This is a genomic window from Paenibacillus sp. FSL R5-0887, assembly GCF_038002305.1.
In the GTDB taxonomy this organism is placed as follows: Bacteria; Bacillota; Bacilli; order Paenibacillales; family Paenibacillaceae; genus Paenibacillus_AQ; species Paenibacillus_AQ odorifer.
Window position 1 is genome coordinate 230973 of record NZ_JBBOCE010000002.1, and the last position, 20669, is coordinate 251641.

A 20669-nucleotide genomic window follows, 5' to 3' on the forward strand; every position below is an offset into this window, starting at 1 on the left:
CAAGGCAAACTCCGCACTGAGCACACCCAACAACATTCAACACACCAAACCCAACACACTTCTTGCGAACTCTACGCTACGCAATTCTCCGGAACTCTAGCAAGCTCACTGAAAATATAGGTTATTAAGTCCAATTAGATTTTGCCTAAACCTGCATCATCGCCAACCTCTTCATGGGTTTCGATGACATAGTTGACGATTTCATCAACCGTTGTATAAGCAACGCCTACATAAGTATCAGCCGCGCCATAATAGATGGCGATACGGCCGGTTTCTGCATCATGCAGAGTAGCACATGGGAACAGTACGTTATTCACAAAACCTCTTTCCTCGTACCATTCTTCTGGCGTTAATACAAAGTTCTTCGAGCGATATTTTACTTTCGAGGGCTCATTGATGTCCAAAATAACCGCTCCCATACTATACACAAGACCATTGCACGTTCCAGTTACGCCATGGTAGAACATCAACCAGCCTTCAGTAGTTTCAATCGGCGCTGGTCCGCCACCAATTTTGACACTTTGCCACCAGCCTTGACCACCCTTGGTCATTACATGGCGGTGTTTTCCCCAATATACGAAGTCAGGGCTTTCACTAAGGAATACATCACCAAATGGCGTATGGCCACTGTCACTTGGACGGGACAACATCACGAAGTTGTTGTTGATTTTTCTAGGGAACAGTACACCGTTCCGGTTGAATGGCAGGAATGGGTTTTCCAAGCTGATAAATGTTTTGAAATCTTGTGTTTTTGCTACCCCAATAGCTGCTCCGTAGAAATCTGTACACCAGATAATATAAAATGTATCTTCAACCTTCACCAGACGCGGATCGTAAGCATAACGCGGCTGATAAGCATTACCTTCTTCATCTATAAATCGGATCGGCTCATCATCGATTTTCCAATCCAAACCATCCACACTATGTCCCATACGCAGATGCGGACGAGTAGTGTTATCTTCTACACGAAATACACCAATAAAACTGCCTTCATACGCAGCAACCGCACTATTGAAAATACGGGCTACACCTTTTGCAGGATTTCTTTTGATAACCGGGTTATCATTATGTCTCCAAATCGGATTTTCGTAGCCAGCAGGCTTTTCTTGCCAAGGCATGTTCGGGATGTTAATTGCACTTGCTCCAACCAATTTTACTTCACTCATTAGTTTTCCCTCCAAATGTATGCAACTTTTCAGTATGCTATTTTATCTAGTACTGTTATTAAATTTACTGTCGAGCTCACTTTACAGAACCTTGTGAAAAACCATTGTAGATATATTTTTGCAAGGCGGTAAACACAACCAATGTCGGTATAATTGCGATCATAATCGCCGCACATATTACTTCCCACTGCGATCCATATGGACCTTTAAACTTAAAGAGTGCTGTGGAGATCGTTTGCAGATCTGTTTTCGGCATATAAAGGAAAGGGGTGTAAAAATCGTTATAAATATTAACACCCTTCACGATCACTACAGTTACAATCGCCGGCTTCAACAGTGGCAAAATAATTCTCCAATAAATTGTCCAATACGAAGCTCCGTCCAGCATCGCGGATTCATCCAGTGACTCGGAGATCGAGTCCAAAAACTGCATGAAGATATAAACAGCGATAATATCCGTGCCCAAGTACATAACGATTGGTGCCCATCTGGTATTAAATAATCCCAAGTGATTGATGATTTGGAAAGTAGCTACTTGTGTAGTTACACCTGGAATCAGGGTGGCAATCAGGAACATACTAATTAGGATCTTACTGCCTTTAAATTTGAAGCGCGATAAAATATAAGCCATCATCGAACCCGTCAACGTAGCACCCGCAATAGAAATCACAACGATAATGACAGTATTTTTAAAACCGAGCAGCATTTTTCCGTCTACAAAAGCCTTAGTGTAGTTGGAGAAATTCAACCAATTCTCTGGCAGCGTTAACGGTCCGGTAGAAGCATATTCGGCTCCGGTTTTTAATGAAGCGAAAAACACGACCACGATAGGTATCAAAGCTACAAGTGCTCCCAAAATCAAGGTGAGATATTTGAATATACTAGCAGTGGTATATTTTACAGAATGCATAGTTTATTTCTCCTCCTTGATCAGAACGCGCTGCAAAATAGTAACGATGATAACAATACCCAGCAATACCACGGCCATCGCCGATGCCAAACCAACCTTGCTGTATTTGAAAGCTACATCGACCGTCTGAATTACGAATGTACTACTTCCGTTAGATCCGCCTGTCATGACGTATGGAATTTCGAATACCCCAATGGCGCCACTAACCGCAAGAATCAAGTTCAATTGCAGAATACGTTTAATGCTTGGCAAAATAATATGCATAAACTGATGCCATCTGTTTGCACCGTCAATTTCAGCGGCCTCATAGATATCCTTACCAATAGAAGAAATAGCTCCGAGGAAAATCAGGAAGTTCATTCCCATGTATCTCCACAGTGACGCACCTGCGAGCGAGAAGTTAATCAAATTAGGATTTAGAAGCCACTTCTGCTGCAGACTGCCAAGCCCAATCAGATTGAGAATCGTATCTAACGTTCCATCTGGTTTGAAAAAGAACAGGAAGATAAAACCGATTGCTACACCGTTTAGCAAGGTCGGGAAGAACAAAATCCCTTTAAACAAGTTTTTCATGCGAACACTAAAGCTCAAGATGGTTGCAAAATACAAGGCAAGTGCCATCTGAATAAAGGTGGTAAAGAAATAATACAAACTGACCTTAAACACAGAAAAATACTCAGGTTTCGTAAAAATGGTCTTGTAGTTTTCTAAACCGACATATTCCATATTTTTGCTCAATCCATTCCAACTGGTGAAGCTGTACCGAAACATACTGATGACTGGATAATAAGCGAATGTGAGCAGCAACAATATCGGCACTAATGAGAATAAGATGATGATAGCGATTCTTTGATTTTTATAGCTCAAATTTGAAAACTTAAACACCCGATACACCTCCAGAAAAAGCATCCTCATTTATTTAAGACTCGTTTAAATGTGAAGGGGGAAATGCTTGTTAGCATATCCCCTCCCACATTCACTACCGCCTATAGCATCTAAGAAGCTTATAGTTGTTACTGTGCTGTGACTTTAGCGCGAGCGGCTTTCCACTTGTCGTTCAGGTCTTTCATGATGTCATCATAGGATTCTTTTCTGTTGCCAATCGCTGCTTCAATAATCCGTTTCTTGAAGTCTGGCTGCCAAGCACCGATCTCAGCTTGTTTGTCGATTTCATCAGACCAGCCTTCTTCGCCAGCTTTAGCAGGAGCAAGAGTATCAAAGGTTACATCTGTACCTTCATATTGTTTCAGGATTTCTGGAAGCTCTGCACCGATAGCCGGGCTCATACCGCCGCCTTCAGTTGTAGGATAGTTAGATTCGTTGATGAACCAATCCACCCAAGCTCTAGCAGCTTCTTTGTTTTTACTGTGCACGCTGACACCCAGATTGTAGTCCCCAGCAAGCGGCACAAGGATTTTATCCGCATTGGTTGGGAAAGGCATAAATCCAACATCGTCTGGATTTGTAGCCAGGCCTTTGATTTGCCCAATTGCCCAAGATCCAAGCACCATAGTCCCAATTTTTCCGTTGGCCAGATCAGCTTTGGAAGATTCCCAGTCTGTTGTAGTTGGATCTTCTTCAATCAAACCTTTTTGTGCTGCATCGTACAGAATTTTGTACAATTCATAGTGTGGTTGACCCGCTACATAGTTGTCGTCGCTAGCCACTTGAGCAATGTTCACATAATCACGGTCACCAGCTACTGTAGCCAGATCCGCTTCCCATTGTGTCAATGTCCAGCCTGCTGCGTAATTTGTGTAAAGAGGAACAGCTTGTGTTTTGTCTTTAATAGTCTGCAGAGCAGTCAAGAATTGTTCAGGGGTTTTGGGAACCTCTGTAATTCCGGCATCTTTGAAGACTTGTTTGTTATAGATAATCCCGTTAAAGTTGATGGTCATCGGAATACCATAGGCAACTCCGTCTACTGCACGTTCTTCCAACCCTGTGTATTGTTTGCTCATTTCTTCAAGCTTGCCAAGGGGTTCGAAGAAATCAGGAATATCTTTTACAGCTATGCTAGTAGGTAACAAAAGAACGTCGCCATAATCACTAGTGCTCATACGAATTTTAATTTGATCTTCGTAAGTAGCGAGCGCTTCAAAGTTTACCTTTACATCAGGATATTTCTCATTAAATTTAGCCGCATACTCTTTGAATACGGTATCAACAATATCTGTTCTTTGCGTTATGACTGTGATATCCCCTTTGATATCCTTGGCTGCTGTACCATCAGCTGGAGCAGTTGCCTCTGCTGAAGAACCATTGTTTCCTGTGTTTTTAGCAGCTTCATTGTTAGTGTTGTTGTTTGAGGAACAACCGCTAAACAATCCCGCCACAAGTGTTAGTGCCATCAAGCCCATCATTGTTTTGCCTTTTTTCATGCTGTTACGACCCCTCTCTTCAATTCAACTCTAGTTTTAGGTAAATAACAAAAATAATAACTTTTATCATCACTCATAACTTGAAAGAGTAGCCATTAATACCGGATTATCTGAATTACTCTTGAAAACAAGTGATGATATCGCTTACAAACCCATTATAAATCTATTTTCGACGCAAAACGATGGTTTCAATTGCTTTTTCTGGTCTTGTATTTGTTATTTTTGTTTTACTTATAACAATTTTGTTATCTAATTTATAAAAATATCCACAAAAAAAGAGAGCTTTTCGCCCTCCTAATAAATAACTTCCTATATATGCCTAAAACTCACGTTCAATTTTCGGGAATTTACAGCCGCTTTTATAATCCTTAGGTGTCATACCACACATTTTCTTGAACAATTTATTAAAATATACCGGATCGCTATAACCCACCTTCTCGGCAATTTCATAATTTTTCAGGTCAGGATGCTCCATTAACAGTTCCTTTGCTTTAGAAATTCTAATCCGAATCAGATAGTCTGTGATCGTCTGCCCCGTCTTTAATTTAAACAAACGGCTGAGATAACTCGCATTCATGCCCACCATCTCCGCTAGGCGTTCAAGCTCGAAGTTCTGATCATACTCTCTCTCCAGAATACTTTTTGTCTGCTCAACTACATAATGTTCTCCCCCATCCGCAGCTTGTGAGAAAATCTCCTCATGCTCCGTCACGGTCTTTTTCTTTACATCCTCTACTCTCTTAAGCAGTTCATATAGCTGAGTCTTATCAATCGGTTTAAGCAAATAATCCATCACCCCATGACGGATCGCTCGACGGGCATATTCAAATTCACTAAAACCGCTAAGGACAGCAATAGGGATATCCTCCATATGGTCTCTAGCCTGTTCAATCAGCTTAAAACCATCCATTCTAGGCATTTTGATATCTGTAATAAGCAGATCTATATCCTCCCGGGATAACTTTTCTAAATGTTCCCAGGCTTCCAACCCGTTGCCGTAAGATCCAATTACATGTACGTCTATTTCCATTCTGGATGTGATTTTTTCGAGCCCCCTGCGAATGACTTCCTCGTCGTCCGCAATCATAACATTTATCATTTGAGTAATTCCCTCCAGTTGTATCCGCCAGTTATTATGATTGCGCTATCATCACGAATAGTATCTCCCCATGTATTACGTCAATGTACGATTGCGCCCTTTTATAGTCTTATATTTACTATAACTAAAGTTATTCAAATTTCCCAGCTTCAACTACAAATTGTCCTTGAAATCATCTGCGAAAAAGTATATAACTAAATTAAGTTGTTATTATAAACTAACAAAACAATAATAACTATCTAACAAAATGAAGATTGCTAATTTTTCTATTTTTGTGTGTAAAGTGAGGATTCTCGATGATGTTAAACAACGAATACATTGCAGGCGTAACCTGGGGTTTCTCGGGTAGACGTGGTTCATGGACAACAGAAGAAGCTGAGTGTTCGCTGGAATTAATGTCCTCTGTCACCGGAGCGAACTGGACGGCCATTGCGCTCAGCGCGCTTCAAGCTACCGCTCATTCTACGGAAATTCCCTACTGGGAGGCTCCAACCGTTAGCGACGAAGAAGTGAAATGGGCTATCAGCAAAGCGAAGTCACTGCAGCTAAAAGTATGCCTGAAGCCGATTGTTAATTGTGCTGACGGAACTTGGCGTGCCCATATTAACTTTTTTGATAAGGATGTCCCTTGCGAGCCTAAATGGTCTGAGTGGTTCAGCTCTTATACTAAATTTATTCTGCACTATGCCGCTATCGCTGAGGAAACAGGCTGTGAAATGTTCTGTATTGGCTGTGAGCTTGTACAGACGGATAGACGCGAAACCGAATGGCGTTCGCTTATTGCCGAGGTGCGGAAGGTCTACTCAGGTATTCTTACTTATAATTGCGATAAGTATCAGGAGGATAACGTAACCTGGTGGGATGCGCTCGATGTGATTTCTTCAAGTGGGTATTATCCAGCTAGTGATTGGGAGGCTCAGCTGGACCGGATTGAGCAAGTGGTGCGCTCACAGAATAAGCCGTTCTTTTTCATGGAAGCAGGTTGCCCAAGCCGGAGCGGGAGCGCTGCGATTCCCAATGATTGGACTTTAAAGGGCGAACCAAGTCAAGAAGAACAAAGTAAATTCTATCAGGCAATGTTTCAAGGCTGTGAGCACAGAGATTGGGTTCAGGGCTTTATGCTCTGGGATTGGCCTACTCATCTTTATCCAATTGAAGAAGCAGCACAGAATGATGATTACTGTATGTACGGTAAGCAAGCCGCTGGGATCATCAACGAATATTTCACCTCAAAAATCACCAAATAATGTGAGGAGTGACTGATTACAATGATTAATTCACCAGAATTATGGTTGACCCAACTTGAGGATGAACTGCAGGATAATATTCTTAGTTTTTGGATGAAACAGACGAAGGACGAAGTGAACGGCGGTTTTATAGGTGAAATCGACAATCAGCTGAACATTACTCCTAACGCAGAGAAAAGCCTTGTGCTTAATGCCCGGATTCTTTGGTCCTTTGCGAGCGCTTACCGGATCTACGGTAAACCGGAATATCTGGCGATGGCAGAACGTGCTTATACCTACCTGATGGAACACTTCATTGATAAAGAGTATGGCGGATTATACTGGATGGTGGATGCTGAGGGCAGACCTTCTCAAGAGAAAAAGCAGATCTATGGCCAATCCTTTGCTATCTACGCACTGGCTGAATTCTACCATGCGACCGGACGTCCAGAAGTCTTAGAGGATGCGATTCAATTATTCCAGCTAGTTGAAAAATACGGCTATGATTCTATTTATAAAGGTTATGTCGAAGCTTTATCACGGGAATGGCAAATCACTGATAACCTCAGTCTCAGCAGCAAAGATATGAATGAAAAAAAATCTATGAATACCCATCTGCATGTTCTGGAAGCGTATACCGGTCTCTATCGAGTATGGAAGTCGGAGGAACTAAAGAGCACGCTAACTGAGCTAATCGAAACGATGCTGGATCATATCATTGATCAGGAAGGCCAGCATTTTCATCTTTTCTTAGATGAGGCATGGAATGTGAAATCAGATATTATCTCCTACGGACATGACATCGAAGGAAGCTGGCTGCTGGTGGAAGCTGCTGAAACCCTTGGAGAAGAGCAGCTGCTGCAGCGTGTGCGAACAGTCGCTGTCTCCATGGCAGAAGCCGTTCTTGCGGAAGGTATTGATAGCGATGGAGGGATATGGAATGAAGCTGACCCAAGCGGGCTGCTGAGCAAAGATAAAGATTGGTGGCCGCAAGCTGAGGCGGTTGTTGGATTCTATAATGCTTATCAGCTGACTGGTAACAGCAAATTTAATGAGGCTGCCCAAGCCTCCTGGACTTTTATCGATAAATACATGGTGGATCACAAGCTGGGTGAATGGTACTGGGGCGTGGACGAGAACCTTCAGCCCCTGCCTCACGGATCAAAGGTTAGCGCCTGGAAATGTCCTTATCATAACAGCAGAGCCTGCTTCGAAATGATCGCACGACTGAAATCAACTATAAAGGAGACTGTCTAATGTCATCATTATTCCAAGAACGCAAACAACAATTAACAGGACGTTATGAAGCCCTGATCGCTCGCAAGAACGAAAAGCTTCCTTATGGAAACGGTATTTATGACCGATATGCTCATCCACTGCTAACTGCTGAGCATGCGCCTTTAATCTGGCGTTATGATTTTAACCCAGATACCAACCCTTATTTTGCCGAAAGAATTGGCGTCAACGGCGTCTTCAACCCGGGTGCTATTGCACTGAATGGCAAATTCTATCTTGTTGCTCGCGTTGAAGGCAATGACCGAAAATCTTTTTTCGCTGTAGCAGAAAGCGACAATGGCGTAGACGGCTTCCGCTTCTGGGATCATCCAGTTGTGCTGCCGGAGACAGAAGTTCCTGATATCAACGTCTACGACATGCGCCTCGTAAGCCATGAAGATGGCTGGATCTACGGCCTCTTCTGTACAGAACGCAAAGATCCAGAAGCCCCACAGGGTGACCTTTCTAGCGCAGTAGCACAGTGTGGTATTGTTCGCACCAAAGATCTGAAGACCTGGGAACGTCTGGCGGATCTCAAAACAGGCTCTGCTCAGCAGCGTAATGTCGTGCTCCACCCTGAATTTGTAGATGGAAAATACGCTTTCTACACTCGCCCACAAGATGGCTTTATCGATGCAGGTTCCGGTGGCGGTATTGGCTGGGGACTCTCGGATACAATTGAAGATGCCGTAATTACCAGCGAGACTATCATGGACGAACGCTACTACCATACCATCAAAGAAGTTAAAAATGGCCAAGGTCCAGCTCCAATCAAAACTGCAAAAGGTTGGCTGCATATTGCTCATGGTGTACGCAACACAGCTGCTGGACTCCGATACGTGCTATATGCTTTCTTGTCTGACCTGGATGAGCCAAACAAAGTTACTCATTCACCTGGTGGTCATTTCATCGCACCAGACGGTGAAGAACGTGTCGGCGATGTCTCCAATGTCGTGTTCTGTAATGGCGTGATTGCACTTGATAACGGTGAAATCTATATTTACTACGCCTCCTCCGACACTCGTATCCATGTGGCTACAACTACCGTTGACCAAATGTTAGATTATGTGCTGAACACTCCAGAGGATCCCCTTCGCTCTTATGCTTGTGTACAGCAACGTATTGCTCTTATTGATCGTAATTTAGCATTGTAAAAAAAGTTCATAAACCCTAAAAATCAACAGAGCAGCGATTCTCCTATATTAGGAGGATCGCTGCTCTGCGTTTTGATCATTCACTGTTTGCTTCAAGCGAATATCAATCATCCAGAGTAACTTAAGGACTCAGATGACGCTATTCGCATGTATTTAGCCTTCAAAGTAAGTTTTCGGACTCCAGGGGCATTATTCGCTGAAAAGAGTCCCATTTGGGGCGTTTTCTAGGCCGATAGCTGCGCTGGAGTCCGTTAGCATTATAAATATCGGATAATACTGCATATAGGGTCTGCTGTGTCCGTTAGCGGGTTACTATGCGTATTTGATTGCGTATTTGATAGTATTTGCCGTTTGCCTTTTCGACACAAAAAGCCTTTTACATGACGCACATCCATACTTTTCAGCCCATTCATGAGTAATTCCTATAGATTAAGCTCAAAATAGGTCAGTAACCCCTAACTCCAAGGAGGCTGAGATATTAATGTTCAAACGTATGGATGAAATCATGATTGAGATTCCTGAAGTTGAGAAGCCCGATCCCAATGCTGCTGCCGCTGTTCAGGAATTACTTGGCGGAAAGTTCGGAGAAATGTCGACCCTTAACAATTACCTCTTTCAATCCTTTAATTTCCGTTCAAAAGACAAGCTGAAGCCTTTTTATGATTTGGTGATGAGCATAACAGCGGAAGAGCTTGGCCATGTCGAGCTGGTTTCGCATGCCATCAACAAATGTCTTCGAGGGTCAACAAGTTATAAAGAGCCCGATTCCACCCCTCTAGGGTCCGCAAAAGATGCGCGTCTATCCTATCACTTTCTGGCTGGTGCACAAGGGGCTATGCCTTTTGATTCAACGGGGAACCCGTGGACCGGAGCAAACGTCTTTAATAGCGGCAACCTAGTGGAAGATCTGCTACATAACTTCTTCCTCGAATGCGGAGCCAGAACACATAAAATGAAGGTCTACGAAATGACAGACCATCCAGCTGCACGCGCTGTAGTCGGATTCCTTTTAGTCCGTGGTGGTGTCCACGTGGTCGCTTATGCCAAAGCCATCGAAGTGGCAACAGGTGTTAATGTAACTAAGCTCGTGCCGATTCCTTCGTTAAATAATAAATCATTCAGCGAAGCAAAAAAATATGAAGAAAAAGGCGTGCATACCAAGCTATACACCTGGAGTGAAAGTGACTTCGGCGCCATCGATCAGATTTGGAAGGGAACCCACCCAGAGGATAATCTTCCGCTTGAAGTTATTCAAGGATCCCCTAAAGGCTTTCCGATCCCCGTTGCTCCGGCAGTCGAAGAGGAATTCGCTCCCGGAATCTCCCCCGAAGACTTTAAAGAAATTGCCAAACGCCTCAAAATGGCTGGAAACATTACAGACTAATATTCATAGTGAATCTGGTGAGGAAGTTACTTACAATCTTCCTTACCCTAGATTCACTTTTTTTAATTGTACAAACTGCGGAACTCATCCTCAAGCATGGACATCAGAATCATGTTATGAAACTCTCCGTTTACATAAAGAGCATCCCGCTCCACACCGTCGCGTTGAAAACCAAGCTTCTCATAGACATGAACGGCTCTGGGGTTAAAAGTATATACACCGAGATGGATGCGATGCAGCTTCATAGTTTCAAAGCCATATCGTAGCATTTGAGTCATAGCTTCAGTCCCGTAACCCTTACCCCGATGTTCATGCCCACAAATGCCGATCCGGATATTTGCACTACAATTGTCCGGATCTATTTCATTTAGTACCACTTCTCCAATGAGCTCACCCGTGTCCTTTACTATAATCATAAGATCTACACGATCCTCGGCTGGAACACTAATCTTACGAATCCAAGCTGCCGTTTGCTCACGAGAGAAATCTCCTTGCGATCCTGTTAATTGCCCCATCTCAACATCAAGCAAAAAATTATAATAAGCCTCCAGATCGGATGCTTGCACACCACGTAGTTGAATCTGTTCGCCATCAATCTTTGGGATGGCAACTGGTTCTGTCATAACTAAATTCCCCCTTACTCAAGCAAAACTAGATTCCATGGCTTTTATATACTTTTTAAATCAACAAGGTTCTAGTCTCGCGGCTTATCCACGGAATCACGATGAACAATGTCCGCTGCGATAAGGATTTTCTCAAGCGGTGCAGAAGGATTATGAATACGGCTCAGAAGTTTCTCCACTGCGGCTCGGCCCATCGCTTCTTTAGGAACATGAACAGTTGTAAGCGGTGGAACGCCTCTTAAGGCATCCTCAATATTATCAAAGCCAGTAACCGAGATATCCTCCGGAATATTAAACCCTTCTTCCTTGAGGATGTCACTGACCGAAAGGGCTGTGGAGTCGTTAGCGCAAACCAAGGCTGTCGGGAGTGTTTTGGCTTTTTTACGCTTATTCACCCAGTTTTTAAAATCCTCCTGAAATAAGTCTTCCTCCACCCCTTCCAGAAAAAGATTCGCATCATCTTCCAAAGGCAGTCTTATTCCGCTCTCCTCCAGCGCACTCCGGAAGCCAATCCACCGGTCGCGGAAACTGCGTGAGAATCCAATATTGCCGATAAAATGCATTTGGGTATGGCCTGTGCCCATCAAATGATTCGTAAGTCGAGCCATAGAATCCACATTATTCGCAAACACGGTATCACTTGGAATTAGCGGATCTTCATGGTCAATCAACACCATCGGCAAACCAATACGGTGTACCTCAAGCAGCAAGGAAGTAGAGATTTGGCCCACACCTATCAAACCAAGGATTCCATTGGGATTCAAAATATTAACGAAATTATCCGCACGGTTCTCGGAGATAATGACCATCCCAAGCCCTTCCTGATCCAGCGCAATCGCAATACCATCCACAATTTTTCCCCAATACAAGGAATCCTGCGTCTGAGAACGAATATTCGGCATTAACACCAGCACGGATTGCTTATTCCGATCCCCGCCACCTACCGGGGGGGTGCGTTTTATGCCTTGGACAAAAGCATTTTTCTGCGTAAAATAACCCAGCTGCGATGCCGCTTGAATCACTCGTTCTCTTGTCGTCTCATTAACGCCGCCCTTACCCGAAAGTGACTTGGAGACAACGAATTTGGATACGCCGAGATGATCAGCGATTTTTTGCATGGTGACCTTTTTAGCCATATATAACCCTCCAGAGAATGTCATCAAATTTATGTAGTACTAACTTTAAGGCTGAGAAGTTTGTGGCGCTCCTGCCCGCGCTTCCTTCCATTTTGCATTTAATTCGTCAAAAGCCTTTTGTAAATCAGGCGCAGCCAGTAACTCCTGAATATAATCCCCGGACCAAAAGGACATTTTGGCTCTATTCGCCAGCTCGATGAACGCATCACTTTGTACAGTAGCATCGAGTAGCTTAGGCTTATAAGATAAAAACTCACGGTACTGCGACATAGAGGGATTCAAGCTTCCATCTGCCGGAAGGAATCCCCAATCATCTCGATAGGAAGTCTCCTTCACAAAAAAATTCAACCACGCCATAGCAAGCTCTTTGTTCTTGGTATATTTACTAACCCCCATGAACCAATCTGGATTGATCGGCGCATAATGAGCACTGCTATTATCATACGGAAACGGGAAGAATCCAATATCATCCGGGGCAGCCCCCACATCAAGGACTTGTCCAATCGTCCAATTTCCCAGTAAATACATCCCTGCTTGACCTTTAGCTAGCTTAGTCTTCGATATCTCCCAATTGTTCGAGAATAGTTCATCTTCAACATAGCCTTTACCAATTAAGGTTCGAGCAATGGAAATTGATTTCCCCCACTCATTATCAAGCTGCCACGGGCTATCCTCATTTACCATATTATTTAGATACTCTGGATTACCTGTCATATAGTTAACCAGACTGTTTCCCCATTCACGTAAAGGCCAGACGGCTCCATAATTCATATATAGGGGGATAATACCCGCTTGTTTTAATTTCGCACAAGCTTCGTAGAATTCATCCAGCGTCTTAGGAACAGTAGCTATTCCTGCTTTTTCGAATGCCTTTTTATTATAGACAATCCCAACCGTAGTAGTCCCCGTGGACAGCCCATAACGTTTCCCGTTATACGTAGCAAAAGAGGTGAAACGCTCACTAGCGGCGGTTTCTTCATCCAGCGGTTCGAAAAAATAATCCAGCTCCTTTGACGGAAGATTCACCGGAAGCAACAGTACATCACCAGCATCTTTCGTGGATAGCCGTACCAGAATATCCGTTGCATAATTGGACAAGCCTTCAAATTCCACATTGGCTTCGGGGTATCTCTGTTTAAATTGGTCCGCGTATCCTTGAAAAGTTCCGTTCTCTATCAGATCTATTCGATTGGTCATCATGACTATGGTGCCGGACAAGTCAGACTTCACCTCGTCTCCAACTGGAGGCGGAGTGGATTCCGTCTGCTTATTGTTATTGGCACAGCTACTACTCAATAACACTAAGAGAAGTAACAGTATGGTCCGCATAGTCCATTCTAATTTCAACCCCTTCAACGGACAGCCCCCTCTTATTTCGTTACTCAGGTAAGCTAATTAATTCCTGCTCCAGTAATGGCAGCGACAAAATAACATCGGTCCCTCGTCCAAGCTCACTATATACCTGGATCCCAAATGCCGCTCCATAATGAAGACGCACTCGCTGCTGTACATTTTTCATGCCTATCCCCCCGTTAATGCTTTTCTTAGGAGGGCTTTCGTTCTGCAGCCCATCATTCAATTTCTCCAAAGTCTTCTCATCCATTCCGATCCCGTCGTCTTTAATATGAAACAACAGCATTTGCTCTGTAATCTCGCAGCGGATGCTTAAATGCATTTGCGGCTTATTATCATCTAAGCCATGGTAAGCTGCATTCTCAATGATAGGCTGGAAGACCAGCTTGATAATAGAGTAATTATCTAACGACTTCGGCACATCGATATCCAGTAAAAAACGGTTAGGATAACGATAGTTCAGCAGCTCGACGTAATTACGCACATACCCAAGCTCTTGCTTCAATGTCGTATTGCCACTCAGATCACTTGTACTGTACCGTAGCAGTTTGCCCAGAATAGAGATCATATCCGCAGCTTCGACATCATCATTCAGCTCGGCGGTCATTCGGATGGACTCCAGTGTGTTATAGATAAAATGAGGATTGATTTGACTCTGCAGCGCATGAAGCTCTGCTTCCTTTTTCTGTTCTTCTATGCGGTAAATATCCTGAATTAGCTGCCTGATTCGGGCTAACATACGATTAAATTGATGCCCCAGCAGACCAATTTCGTCACGCCGTTTAACTCTGAACATCACATCCAGATCGCCGCCCTGAACTTTTTTCATCAATTGAATCATTTGAGTCAGCGATTTAGTAAGGGCAACGGAAAGAATAATCGAAATAATTAACGCCAGTACTATGATACTTAATGTAGCAGCAAGTGTTGTATTACGGGTCAGCTTCACATCACGCATCAGTACATCAACAGGAATAGAGATAATTACCTTCCAATTGGTTTTGGTAGAGCCAGAGTAAATATTCAACCGCTCTTTTCCGTTGACTGTATCATAAAAGCTTCCAGAAATGCCTCCAACTCTTTTGAACAAGTCTGAATCAGAAATATCTGTGGCCAGCAGCTTCTTGTCGCTGTCGTAGATGACCATTCCCTTCTCATCCACAATCAACGACTTCCCATGGGTGACTTTATCCAGTTCCTTAACTTGATTCTCCAAATTGCTAATATTCGCTTCAACCGCAATCAGCCCGATTGGATTTAACAAGCCATCCACGATTTTGCGAACAACGGTAAAAGCATATCGGGTGCTCTGCAGATTACTTGTATACGCTTGAGTACCGAACAATAATGCTTCTCCGCTGGAATCCTTAGTCTGCTGGCTCCAGTATTTATAGCTTTGCTCGAGATCGAGTCGTACGCCACCATCCTTCGCAGAATAATAACCATTTCCGTAAGCGTCAAAAATATAAACCGAGTTCGCACCTCGCTTAATATTGTTAATAAACGAAATGTTGCCCTCTATCCCCCGTTGAATGGACAACAGAAGATCAAAATCACCGGGCGACAAAGCAGCACTCCCAGTTGCGCCTCCCATAATCTTTTTCTGCTCATGGTAGTTGTTCGAACGTATTAAATTCTGTTTGATATCATTCACATAGGCGGGCATAGATGAAATACGCTTCATATCTTCGATATAATCGTCTACTCCATCCATCATTTGATCGATTAATTTCTCAGAATAAGCAATGGTGTTCCCCTGAATAGATTCTGAGTAGCTCTTGAAGGTAAATACACTGATGAAGGATAGCGGGAGGGTAATGATAATTAAAAAGACGAGGAGCAGCTTGCGTTCCATGCTCATGTCCCCGATAACGGACCACCAGCCAGAGATGCGTCTACCTTTCATTTGGTCCTTCTCCTTAATACTTTTTACCTAACTTGTTATTAAATTATAACAAATACCTAACAAAGTTATTATACGGTGTAGTTCTTCATTACACAACAACAAACCGCCTCTTCATGTTGAAGAAGCGGTTTTGTTAGGTAAACAATTTAGAAATTAGTGATGAATCCACTCATTTTATAGTGAATAATGACAGCTTGTCCTTCAATTGACCTGAAGCACTTTCCAGCTTGCCAGATAATGAAACGAGTTGATCACTTACATTTTGCTGTTCATTACTGAGTGAAGCTACTTCTTGGGAAGTTGCTGAAGATTGCTCAGCTACGGCGCTAACGTTCCCCATAGCCTCTGACAACACACCTTGCGAATGATTCAGACTGCTGATCGCTGTCGTCACCGATTCCAGGCTTGTTATGAATTCATCCATCTGTCCTTTTACGGACAGGAAGATATCACTTGTACTCTTCACGGAGCTTACTTGTTCTTTAAACAGTGGTGCTACTTCGGATAATACAGCTTCCGTTTCGTTCATTTCCGCCATGATCTTATCCGTAATTCCAGCAACAAGGGCAATAGATTGTTTCGATTGGTCAGCAAGCTGCCGCACTTCACCCGCAACTACCATGAAGCCCTTACCAGCTTCTCCTGCACGAGCGGCTTCTATTGTTGCATTTAACGATAAGATATTCGTCTGTTGCGTGATACTCTTCATCACATCCAACACCTTAATTACGGAGAATACTGTCTCCTTCAGGTGGTTGACACGTTCGACAAGTGCACTTGTTTTTTCTCCAGTGCGGCTAGTCTGATCCAGCAGGTCAGTTAATTGCTTAGCGCCTTGAGCACTAGCTTCACCAACCCCACGTGCTGCTTCATCCATCTCAGTGTTGGCATATATTACAGTCTGCATTTGCGTAGCAATCACATCTGTTAGCTCATTACCTCGTTCAGCTTCAAGCGCCAGACTGCCTGCCCCACCGGCAATTTCTTCCGTAGCGGCTGCGATTTCCTTCGCAGAAATAGCTGTCTTCCGTGAGGCTTCACCAAGCTCACCAGCGGTCTCCAGCACATCCCGAGCGGTTTCTGTCGTTTGCGATACAAGCTCAGTAATACGCTCCATCATCACGTTAAAGGAAGCTGATAGCTGGCCAATTTCATCTTTAGAAACATATTCTGTACGTACACTTAGATCACCACCTGCACCTTGTACCATAAGATCCTTCAAGCGTGCTAGAGGGCGAGCAATCATACGCACCATCCAGATCCCGATTACTATGGCTAGCAGAGCCGCACCAGCAGCCGCAATAAAAGTAGTCAACAGAATCGGACGTGCTTCTTTTACTAGCTCATCTGTTGGGACTACCCCTGCCAACTTCCAATCCGCCCGGATCATTGGATTAAAGACAGCAAGGATTTCTTTCCCGTTTGTATCCTTCTCATCCAAGCTTTTGTTATCCTTTTTACTTGCCTGAATAAAAGCGAACTCTGAAGGTTTACCATCGTCTTTTGAATCCGAAGAAGCTACTACGGTTCCATCAGGAGTGACAAGTTGAATTCGAGAGCCATCTCCCAGCTGTACACTTGCGAATGATTCCTCCAGCAATGTATTCTTCAACACAAGGATGACTATGTATCCTGTACCTGAGCCCAGGGTTTTGAGAGATCTTGCCATAGCAATATTTTTGTCTCCATCACCTTGAACAGCTGTCGAGAACCATATGTTCTTGGCTGCATCACCATCACCTTTAGAATAGTAGGATTCATAAGATGCAGTGTTGTCGACAATCTTCTTATACCATTCTTGTTCTCTTATGTTATCTAACTTAATGCCGCCACTGCCACTTGTAACAATGTCTTGATCAGGCGACTCCGGGATCAAAGAAACACTAAGAATATTAGAATCCGTTGTAATCTGACTGGACAACTTTTTACTTACTGCGCTTGTAGCTTCAAATTTCTCATAGGAAGATTGTGCAGTCACTAAAGACTTCAAATCTTCTTGCATCTGCGCATCAAAATAAAGCTGTAAAGCCAAGTTCTCGTACTGTTTCAAAGTAATATCTAACTTCTCTGAGGTCTGAATAATAGTCTGACGGTAGGCTTCCGATACGTTGTTCTTAATTGTCTTCTTGGCTTTTGAATAAGATAGCAGTCCAAGTGCCATTACCACAATTACAATTGCACACAAAAATATCAGGAATATCTTCACGCCAACAGATTCCATAGGATTAACTCTTTTGATCTGTCCCCGCAAATCTATCCCATTCTTCAAATTAAACTTAGGCGTCTTAACTGCCCCTTCAATCTTGCTTGTTTCCTTGTTTCCTGTGATCGCCGATTTCTTATTCTTTTTATTCATGCTAAACCTTCTCTCATTATGCTTTTCACTAATACTATCTTGATCAGGATCCCCCATCTTGATCACCTACCCGCTAATATTAGAATACGCATGAAAGCGTTAACCAATATATATATCGGCGTATTAGGTCTTTTTCCTTAGCTTTACGAGACTTTTTTTACAACTTTTAACCTATGTATGTTTAAACATAATAAATAGCTTGCTGCACCTCCTCTCTTGGAGATATTTGTTAATCCCTAATATATATAACTTATTGTTTGCTTTGTCAAAAAGAAAAACAGGGAGGCTCTTGGATGACCAAAGGCTTCCCTGTTTTTTATTAGAACTTCTTCTTACGCATCATATCAAAGTATGCAACCGGTTGATCTACCTTCATACGAATAGGTTGCAGTGGATGACGGGCAGCATCAAGCGAATTGCCTTTCTCATCCCATATTTCGCCAACCGTTTGCTTGAAGAACGTATCGTTAGGTCCAAAGAATTCTACTTCCTGACCTGGCTTAAAGTGATTGCGCTGTTGAACTAGTGCCGTACCACTTTCAGCATCATATTCAATTACAAGTCCGGCAAAATCATACGGAGCTGCTTTTTCTTCAGGCTCATAGATATGATCTTCATGATCCGGAGTATCATAGAAGAATCCTGTGTTTAGCGGACGGTTAGCGGCTTTATTAAGCTCATCCAGCCATTCCTGCTTCAATTCATACCCTTCCGGATCTGCCATATAAGCATCAATGGCTTTACGATATGCATTAACGACAGTAGCCACATAGTGGATTGACTTCATTCGTCCTTCGATCTTGAAGCTGTCGATGCCCACTTCAATCAGTTCAGGTATACTTTCCAGCATACACAAATCCTTAGAGCCCATGGAGAAGGGATTATCTCCTTGCTGATGCAGTGGAATCTGAGTTACCCCTGGAAGCAAAGGAGCTGGAGATTTCACTTCAGCCTGCTCTTCCTCAGACACCCAAGTCCCTTCCGGACGTGCATCCTCAAACAAATCATATTTCCAGCGGCAAGACTGGCAACAGCCCCCGCGATTGGAATCACGGTCGGTGAAATGGTTGGACAATACACAACGACCCGAATACGAGGAACACATTGCACCATGGATGAAGCTTTCGATTTCAATGTCGACATGTTTTTTAATCTCAGCGATCTCTTCCAGGCTTGTCTCACGGCCCAAAACAACACGCGGAAGCCCCTCTTCCTTCCAGAAGGACACCGCTTGCCAGTTCAACGTAGACTGCTGTGTACTCAAATGCACTTCAAGACCAGGCACTAACCGGCGTGCTGTATCTACAATGATTGGATCAGCTACGATAATAGCAGCAATGCCAGCTTCATATAAGTTACGCAGGTATTCTTCAATTCCCGCGACATCTTCATTGTGAGCATAAATGTTTGTTGCAACAAATACCTTAGCGCCATATTTCTTGGCGAATTCAACACCTTCGCGCATTTCCTCGAAGCTGAAATTATCTGCGCCGGAACGCAAGCCGTATTGTTGTCCTCCGATATAAACAGCATCCGCACCATAGTGTACTGCGAACTTCAATTTTTCCAAATTACCAGCCGGAGCGAGGAGCTCCGGTTTGTCCAGACGGTAACGTTTGCCCTTATATTGCGGCTTTGTCATGGTTCCCATTCCTGTTCTCCCCTCCATCGCCCACAAAGCTAAGTCACATGCTATAAATGCTGTACCTAATCTTCGTGGGGACCTATAACCTCTTTATTTTTATCAAACTTAATATACTTGCTCTTTATAGAAAAATCCGAAGCTTAACTCCCGTTCAGGGTCCTGCACCGTTCTGATTACATCCATCCATTCCTCATCGAAGGCATAACCTTCCGGATCAGCCGCATAAAGATCTATAGCTTTACGATAAGTCTTCACAACCGTTACATTATACGCTATCGATTTCAAGAGTCCCTCAATCTTAAGGCTGTGTATACCTGCAGCCATCAGAATATGCAGATCCTCCAAAATACAAATATCATCCGAGCTCATAATATGAGTGCCGTTCTCGTCTTCATAAATCGGGAATTTCTGGTCATCTCGTTCTTCCTCAATCAGAAATAGTCCGCGTTCCTTCCCGAGACTTCCTCCATAACTAGGACGGCCTTGATGTGACATATAGCTTTCAACAAGCTTCCGCTTTGAATGGTATATATTGGTCATTCCATGAACCTGCACCTGTGCCTCAATCTCCAAAAGCGGAACCATTTCCGTCATTTCATCCATATTCAGCTCACGGGCCAGCACAACGCGAGAAGCCCCCTTGCGTCCCCAATAATTCGCGGTCGCATAGTTGGTGGAAGTCATTTCCGCATTCCAGTGCAGCTTCATTGCTGGCGCTTCTTTCTTCACTGTAGTTAACACTGCTGGATCCCCGAATTCAACACCATCAATGCCAAGCTCACCTAAAGCCTTCACATAGGCAGGAAGCTCATCCAGCAAACGGTTGGACATCAGCCCACCCAAGCTTGCATACACTTTGCAGCCTCGCGAATGTGCCATTTCTACGACAGTCGCTGTATCCTCCAGAGAGAAATGTCCAGCAAGCCGCATCCCGAAACGGTCATCCCCAATGAGCAACGCATCTGCTCCGGCATCCAGCAGAGCAGCAGCTTCCTCCAAGGACGCTGCCGTCACCAGCAATTCCGGTTTGTTAGTCATGTTGTACCTCCTACTTG

General features: G+C 43.6%; 16 protein-coding genes. 4 read left to right on the plus strand and 12 right to left on the minus strand.

From position 1 onward, the window contains the following. Positions 1–134 precede the first annotated feature (134 nt). The 5 genes from MKY14_RS19035 to MKY14_RS19055 all read right to left on the minus strand — a co-directional run bounded on the left by MKY14_RS19035 (position 135) and on the right by MKY14_RS19055 (position 5556). Positions 135–1166 (minus strand): glycoside hydrolase family 130 protein, encoded by a 1032-nt coding sequence (locus tag MKY14_RS19035; protein ID WP_339190200.1) that lies wholly within the window; start codon positions 1164–1166, stop codon positions 135–137. 76 nt (positions 1167–1242) lie between these two features. Next, positions 1243–2076, minus strand: coding sequence for a carbohydrate ABC transporter permease (locus tag MKY14_RS19040; protein ID WP_076126321.1), 834 nt, complete (start codon positions 2074–2076; stop codon positions 1243–1245). Between the two features lie 3 nt (positions 2077–2079). After that, the gene (locus tag MKY14_RS19045; RefSeq protein ID WP_036675555.1) at positions 2080–2961 is read right to left on the minus strand and encodes a carbohydrate ABC transporter permease; all 882 of its coding nucleotides are present in this window, start codon (positions 2959–2961) and stop codon (positions 2080–2082) included. Between the two features lie 128 nt (positions 2962–3089). Further along, a complete protein-coding gene (locus MKY14_RS19050; protein ID WP_076134055.1) occupies positions 3090–4457 on the minus strand; it encodes an ABC transporter substrate-binding protein in 1368 nt (455 codons plus the stop codon). A 319-nt stretch (positions 4458–4776) separates the two neighbouring features. After that, positions 4777–5556 (minus strand): response regulator, encoded by a 780-nt coding sequence (locus MKY14_RS19055; RefSeq protein WP_076126317.1) that lies wholly within the window; start codon positions 5554–5556, stop codon positions 4777–4779. A gap of 296 nt (positions 5557–5852) precedes the next feature. Between MKY14_RS19055 and MKY14_RS19060 the strand changes: the two genes are divergently transcribed. The 4 genes from MKY14_RS19060 (at position 5853) to MKY14_RS19075 (ending at position 10595) form a co-directional block, all read left to right on the plus strand. After that, positions 5853–6803: a glycoside hydrolase family 113 gene (locus tag MKY14_RS19060; protein WP_340977114.1), complete on the plus strand. Its 951-nt coding sequence runs from the start codon at positions 5853–5855 to the stop codon at positions 6801–6803. Positions 6804–6824: 21 nt separating this feature from the next. Next, positions 6825–8039 carry an AGE family epimerase/isomerase gene (locus MKY14_RS19065; protein ID WP_076218142.1) on the plus strand — a complete coding sequence of 405 codons (1215 nt, stop codon included), beginning with the start codon at positions 6825–6827 and terminating at the stop codon, positions 8037–8039. Continuing rightward, complete coding sequence (locus tag MKY14_RS19070) at positions 8039–9211, plus strand: glycoside hydrolase family 130 protein (RefSeq protein WP_340977116.1); 1173 nt, start codon at positions 8039–8041, stop codon at positions 9209–9211. Before MKY14_RS19065 ends, MKY14_RS19070 begins: the two co-directional genes overlap by 1 nt. A gap of 481 nt (positions 9212–9692) precedes the next feature. Continuing rightward, positions 9693–10595: a manganese catalase family protein gene (locus tag MKY14_RS19075; RefSeq protein WP_076126309.1), complete on the plus strand. Its 903-nt coding sequence runs from the start codon at positions 9693–9695 to the stop codon at positions 10593–10595. A 62-nt stretch (positions 10596–10657) separates the two neighbouring features. On the opposite strand, the gene MKY14_RS19080 is transcribed toward MKY14_RS19075, so the two are convergent. The 7 genes from MKY14_RS19080 to MKY14_RS19110 all read right to left on the minus strand — a co-directional run bounded on the left by MKY14_RS19080 (position 10658) and on the right by MKY14_RS19110 (position 20652). Further along, the gene (locus MKY14_RS19080) at positions 10658–11218 is read right to left on the minus strand and encodes a GNAT family N-acetyltransferase (RefSeq protein WP_340977117.1); all 561 of its coding nucleotides are present in this window, start codon (positions 11216–11218) and stop codon (positions 10658–10660) included. A 71-nt stretch (positions 11219–11289) separates the two neighbouring features. Beyond that, entirely contained in the window at positions 11290–12354 is a 1065-nt protein-coding gene (locus tag MKY14_RS19085) for a LacI family DNA-binding transcriptional regulator (protein ID WP_076126305.1), read from the minus strand. Positions 12355–12399: 45 nt separating this feature from the next. Beyond that, the gene (locus MKY14_RS19090) at positions 12400–13710 is read right to left on the minus strand and encodes an ABC transporter substrate-binding protein (protein WP_326047056.1); all 1311 of its coding nucleotides are present in this window, start codon (positions 13708–13710) and stop codon (positions 12400–12402) included. Between the two features lie 22 nt (positions 13711–13732). Then, positions 13733–15613, minus strand: coding sequence for a cache domain-containing sensor histidine kinase (locus tag MKY14_RS19095; protein WP_076308693.1), 1881 nt, complete (start codon positions 15611–15613; stop codon positions 13733–13735). Positions 15614–15782: 169 nt separating this feature from the next. Next, positions 15783–17969, minus strand: coding sequence for a methyl-accepting chemotaxis protein (locus tag MKY14_RS19100; RefSeq protein ID WP_248547696.1), 2187 nt, complete (start codon positions 17967–17969; stop codon positions 15783–15785). Between the two features lie 319 nt (positions 17970–18288). Beyond that, entirely contained in the window at positions 18289–19620 is a 1332-nt protein-coding gene (locus tag MKY14_RS19105; RefSeq protein ID WP_076281108.1) for a peptidase U32 family protein, read from the minus strand. Positions 19621–19719: 99 nt separating this feature from the next. Beyond that, on the minus strand, positions 19720–20652 hold the full coding sequence (locus MKY14_RS19110) for a peptidase U32 family protein (protein WP_340977118.1): 933 nt from the start codon (positions 20650–20652) through the stop codon (positions 19720–19722). Positions 20653–20669: the final 17 nt, after the last annotated feature.

Excerpts from the sequence above, each read along its gene's own strand:
- MKY14_RS19040 (WP_076126321.1), bottom strand. The coding sequence starts at position 2,076 with ATGCATTCTGTAAAATATACCACTGCTAGTATATTCAAATATCTCACC.
- MKY14_RS19100 (WP_248547696.1), bottom strand. The coding sequence starts at position 17,969 with ATGAATAAAAAGAATAAGAAATCGGCGATCACAGGAAACAAGGAAACA.
- MKY14_RS19075 (WP_076126309.1), top strand. The coding sequence starts at position 9,693 with ATGTTCAAACGTATGGATGAAATCATGATTGAGATTCCTGAAGTTGAG.
- MKY14_RS19035 (WP_339190200.1), bottom strand. The coding sequence starts at position 1,166 with ATGAGTGAAGTAAAATTGGTTGGAGCAAGTGCAATTAACATCCCGAAC.
- MKY14_RS19050 (WP_076134055.1), bottom strand. The coding sequence starts at position 4,457 with ATGAAAAAAGGCAAAACAATGATGGGCTTGATGGCACTAACACTTGTG.
- MKY14_RS19060 (WP_340977114.1), top strand. The coding sequence starts at position 5,853 with ATGATGTTAAACAACGAATACATTGCAGGCGTAACCTGGGGTTTCTCG.
- MKY14_RS19065 (WP_076218142.1), top strand. The coding sequence starts at position 6,825 with ATGATTAATTCACCAGAATTATGGTTGACCCAACTTGAGGATGAACTG.
- MKY14_RS19085 (WP_076126305.1), bottom strand. The coding sequence starts at position 12,354 with ATGGCTAAAAAGGTCACCATGCAAAAAATCGCTGATCATCTCGGCGTA.
- MKY14_RS19055 (WP_076126317.1), bottom strand. The coding sequence starts at position 5,556 with ATGATAAATGTTATGATTGCGGACGACGAGGAAGTCATTCGCAGGGGG.
- MKY14_RS19105 (WP_076281108.1), bottom strand. The coding sequence starts at position 19,620 with ATGGGAACCATGACAAAGCCGCAATATAAGGGCAAACGTTACCGTCTG.
- MKY14_RS19110 (WP_340977118.1), bottom strand. The coding sequence starts at position 20,652 with ATGACTAACAAACCGGAATTGCTGGTGACGGCAGCGTCCTTGGAGGAA.
- MKY14_RS19070 (WP_340977116.1), top strand. The coding sequence starts at position 8,039 with ATGTCATCATTATTCCAAGAACGCAAACAACAATTAACAGGACGTTAT.
- MKY14_RS19080 (WP_340977117.1), bottom strand. The coding sequence starts at position 11,218 with ATGACAGAACCAGTTGCCATCCCAAAGATTGATGGCGAACAGATTCAA.
- MKY14_RS19095 (WP_076308693.1), bottom strand. The coding sequence starts at position 15,613 with ATGAAAGGTAGACGCATCTCTGGCTGGTGGTCCGTTATCGGGGACATG.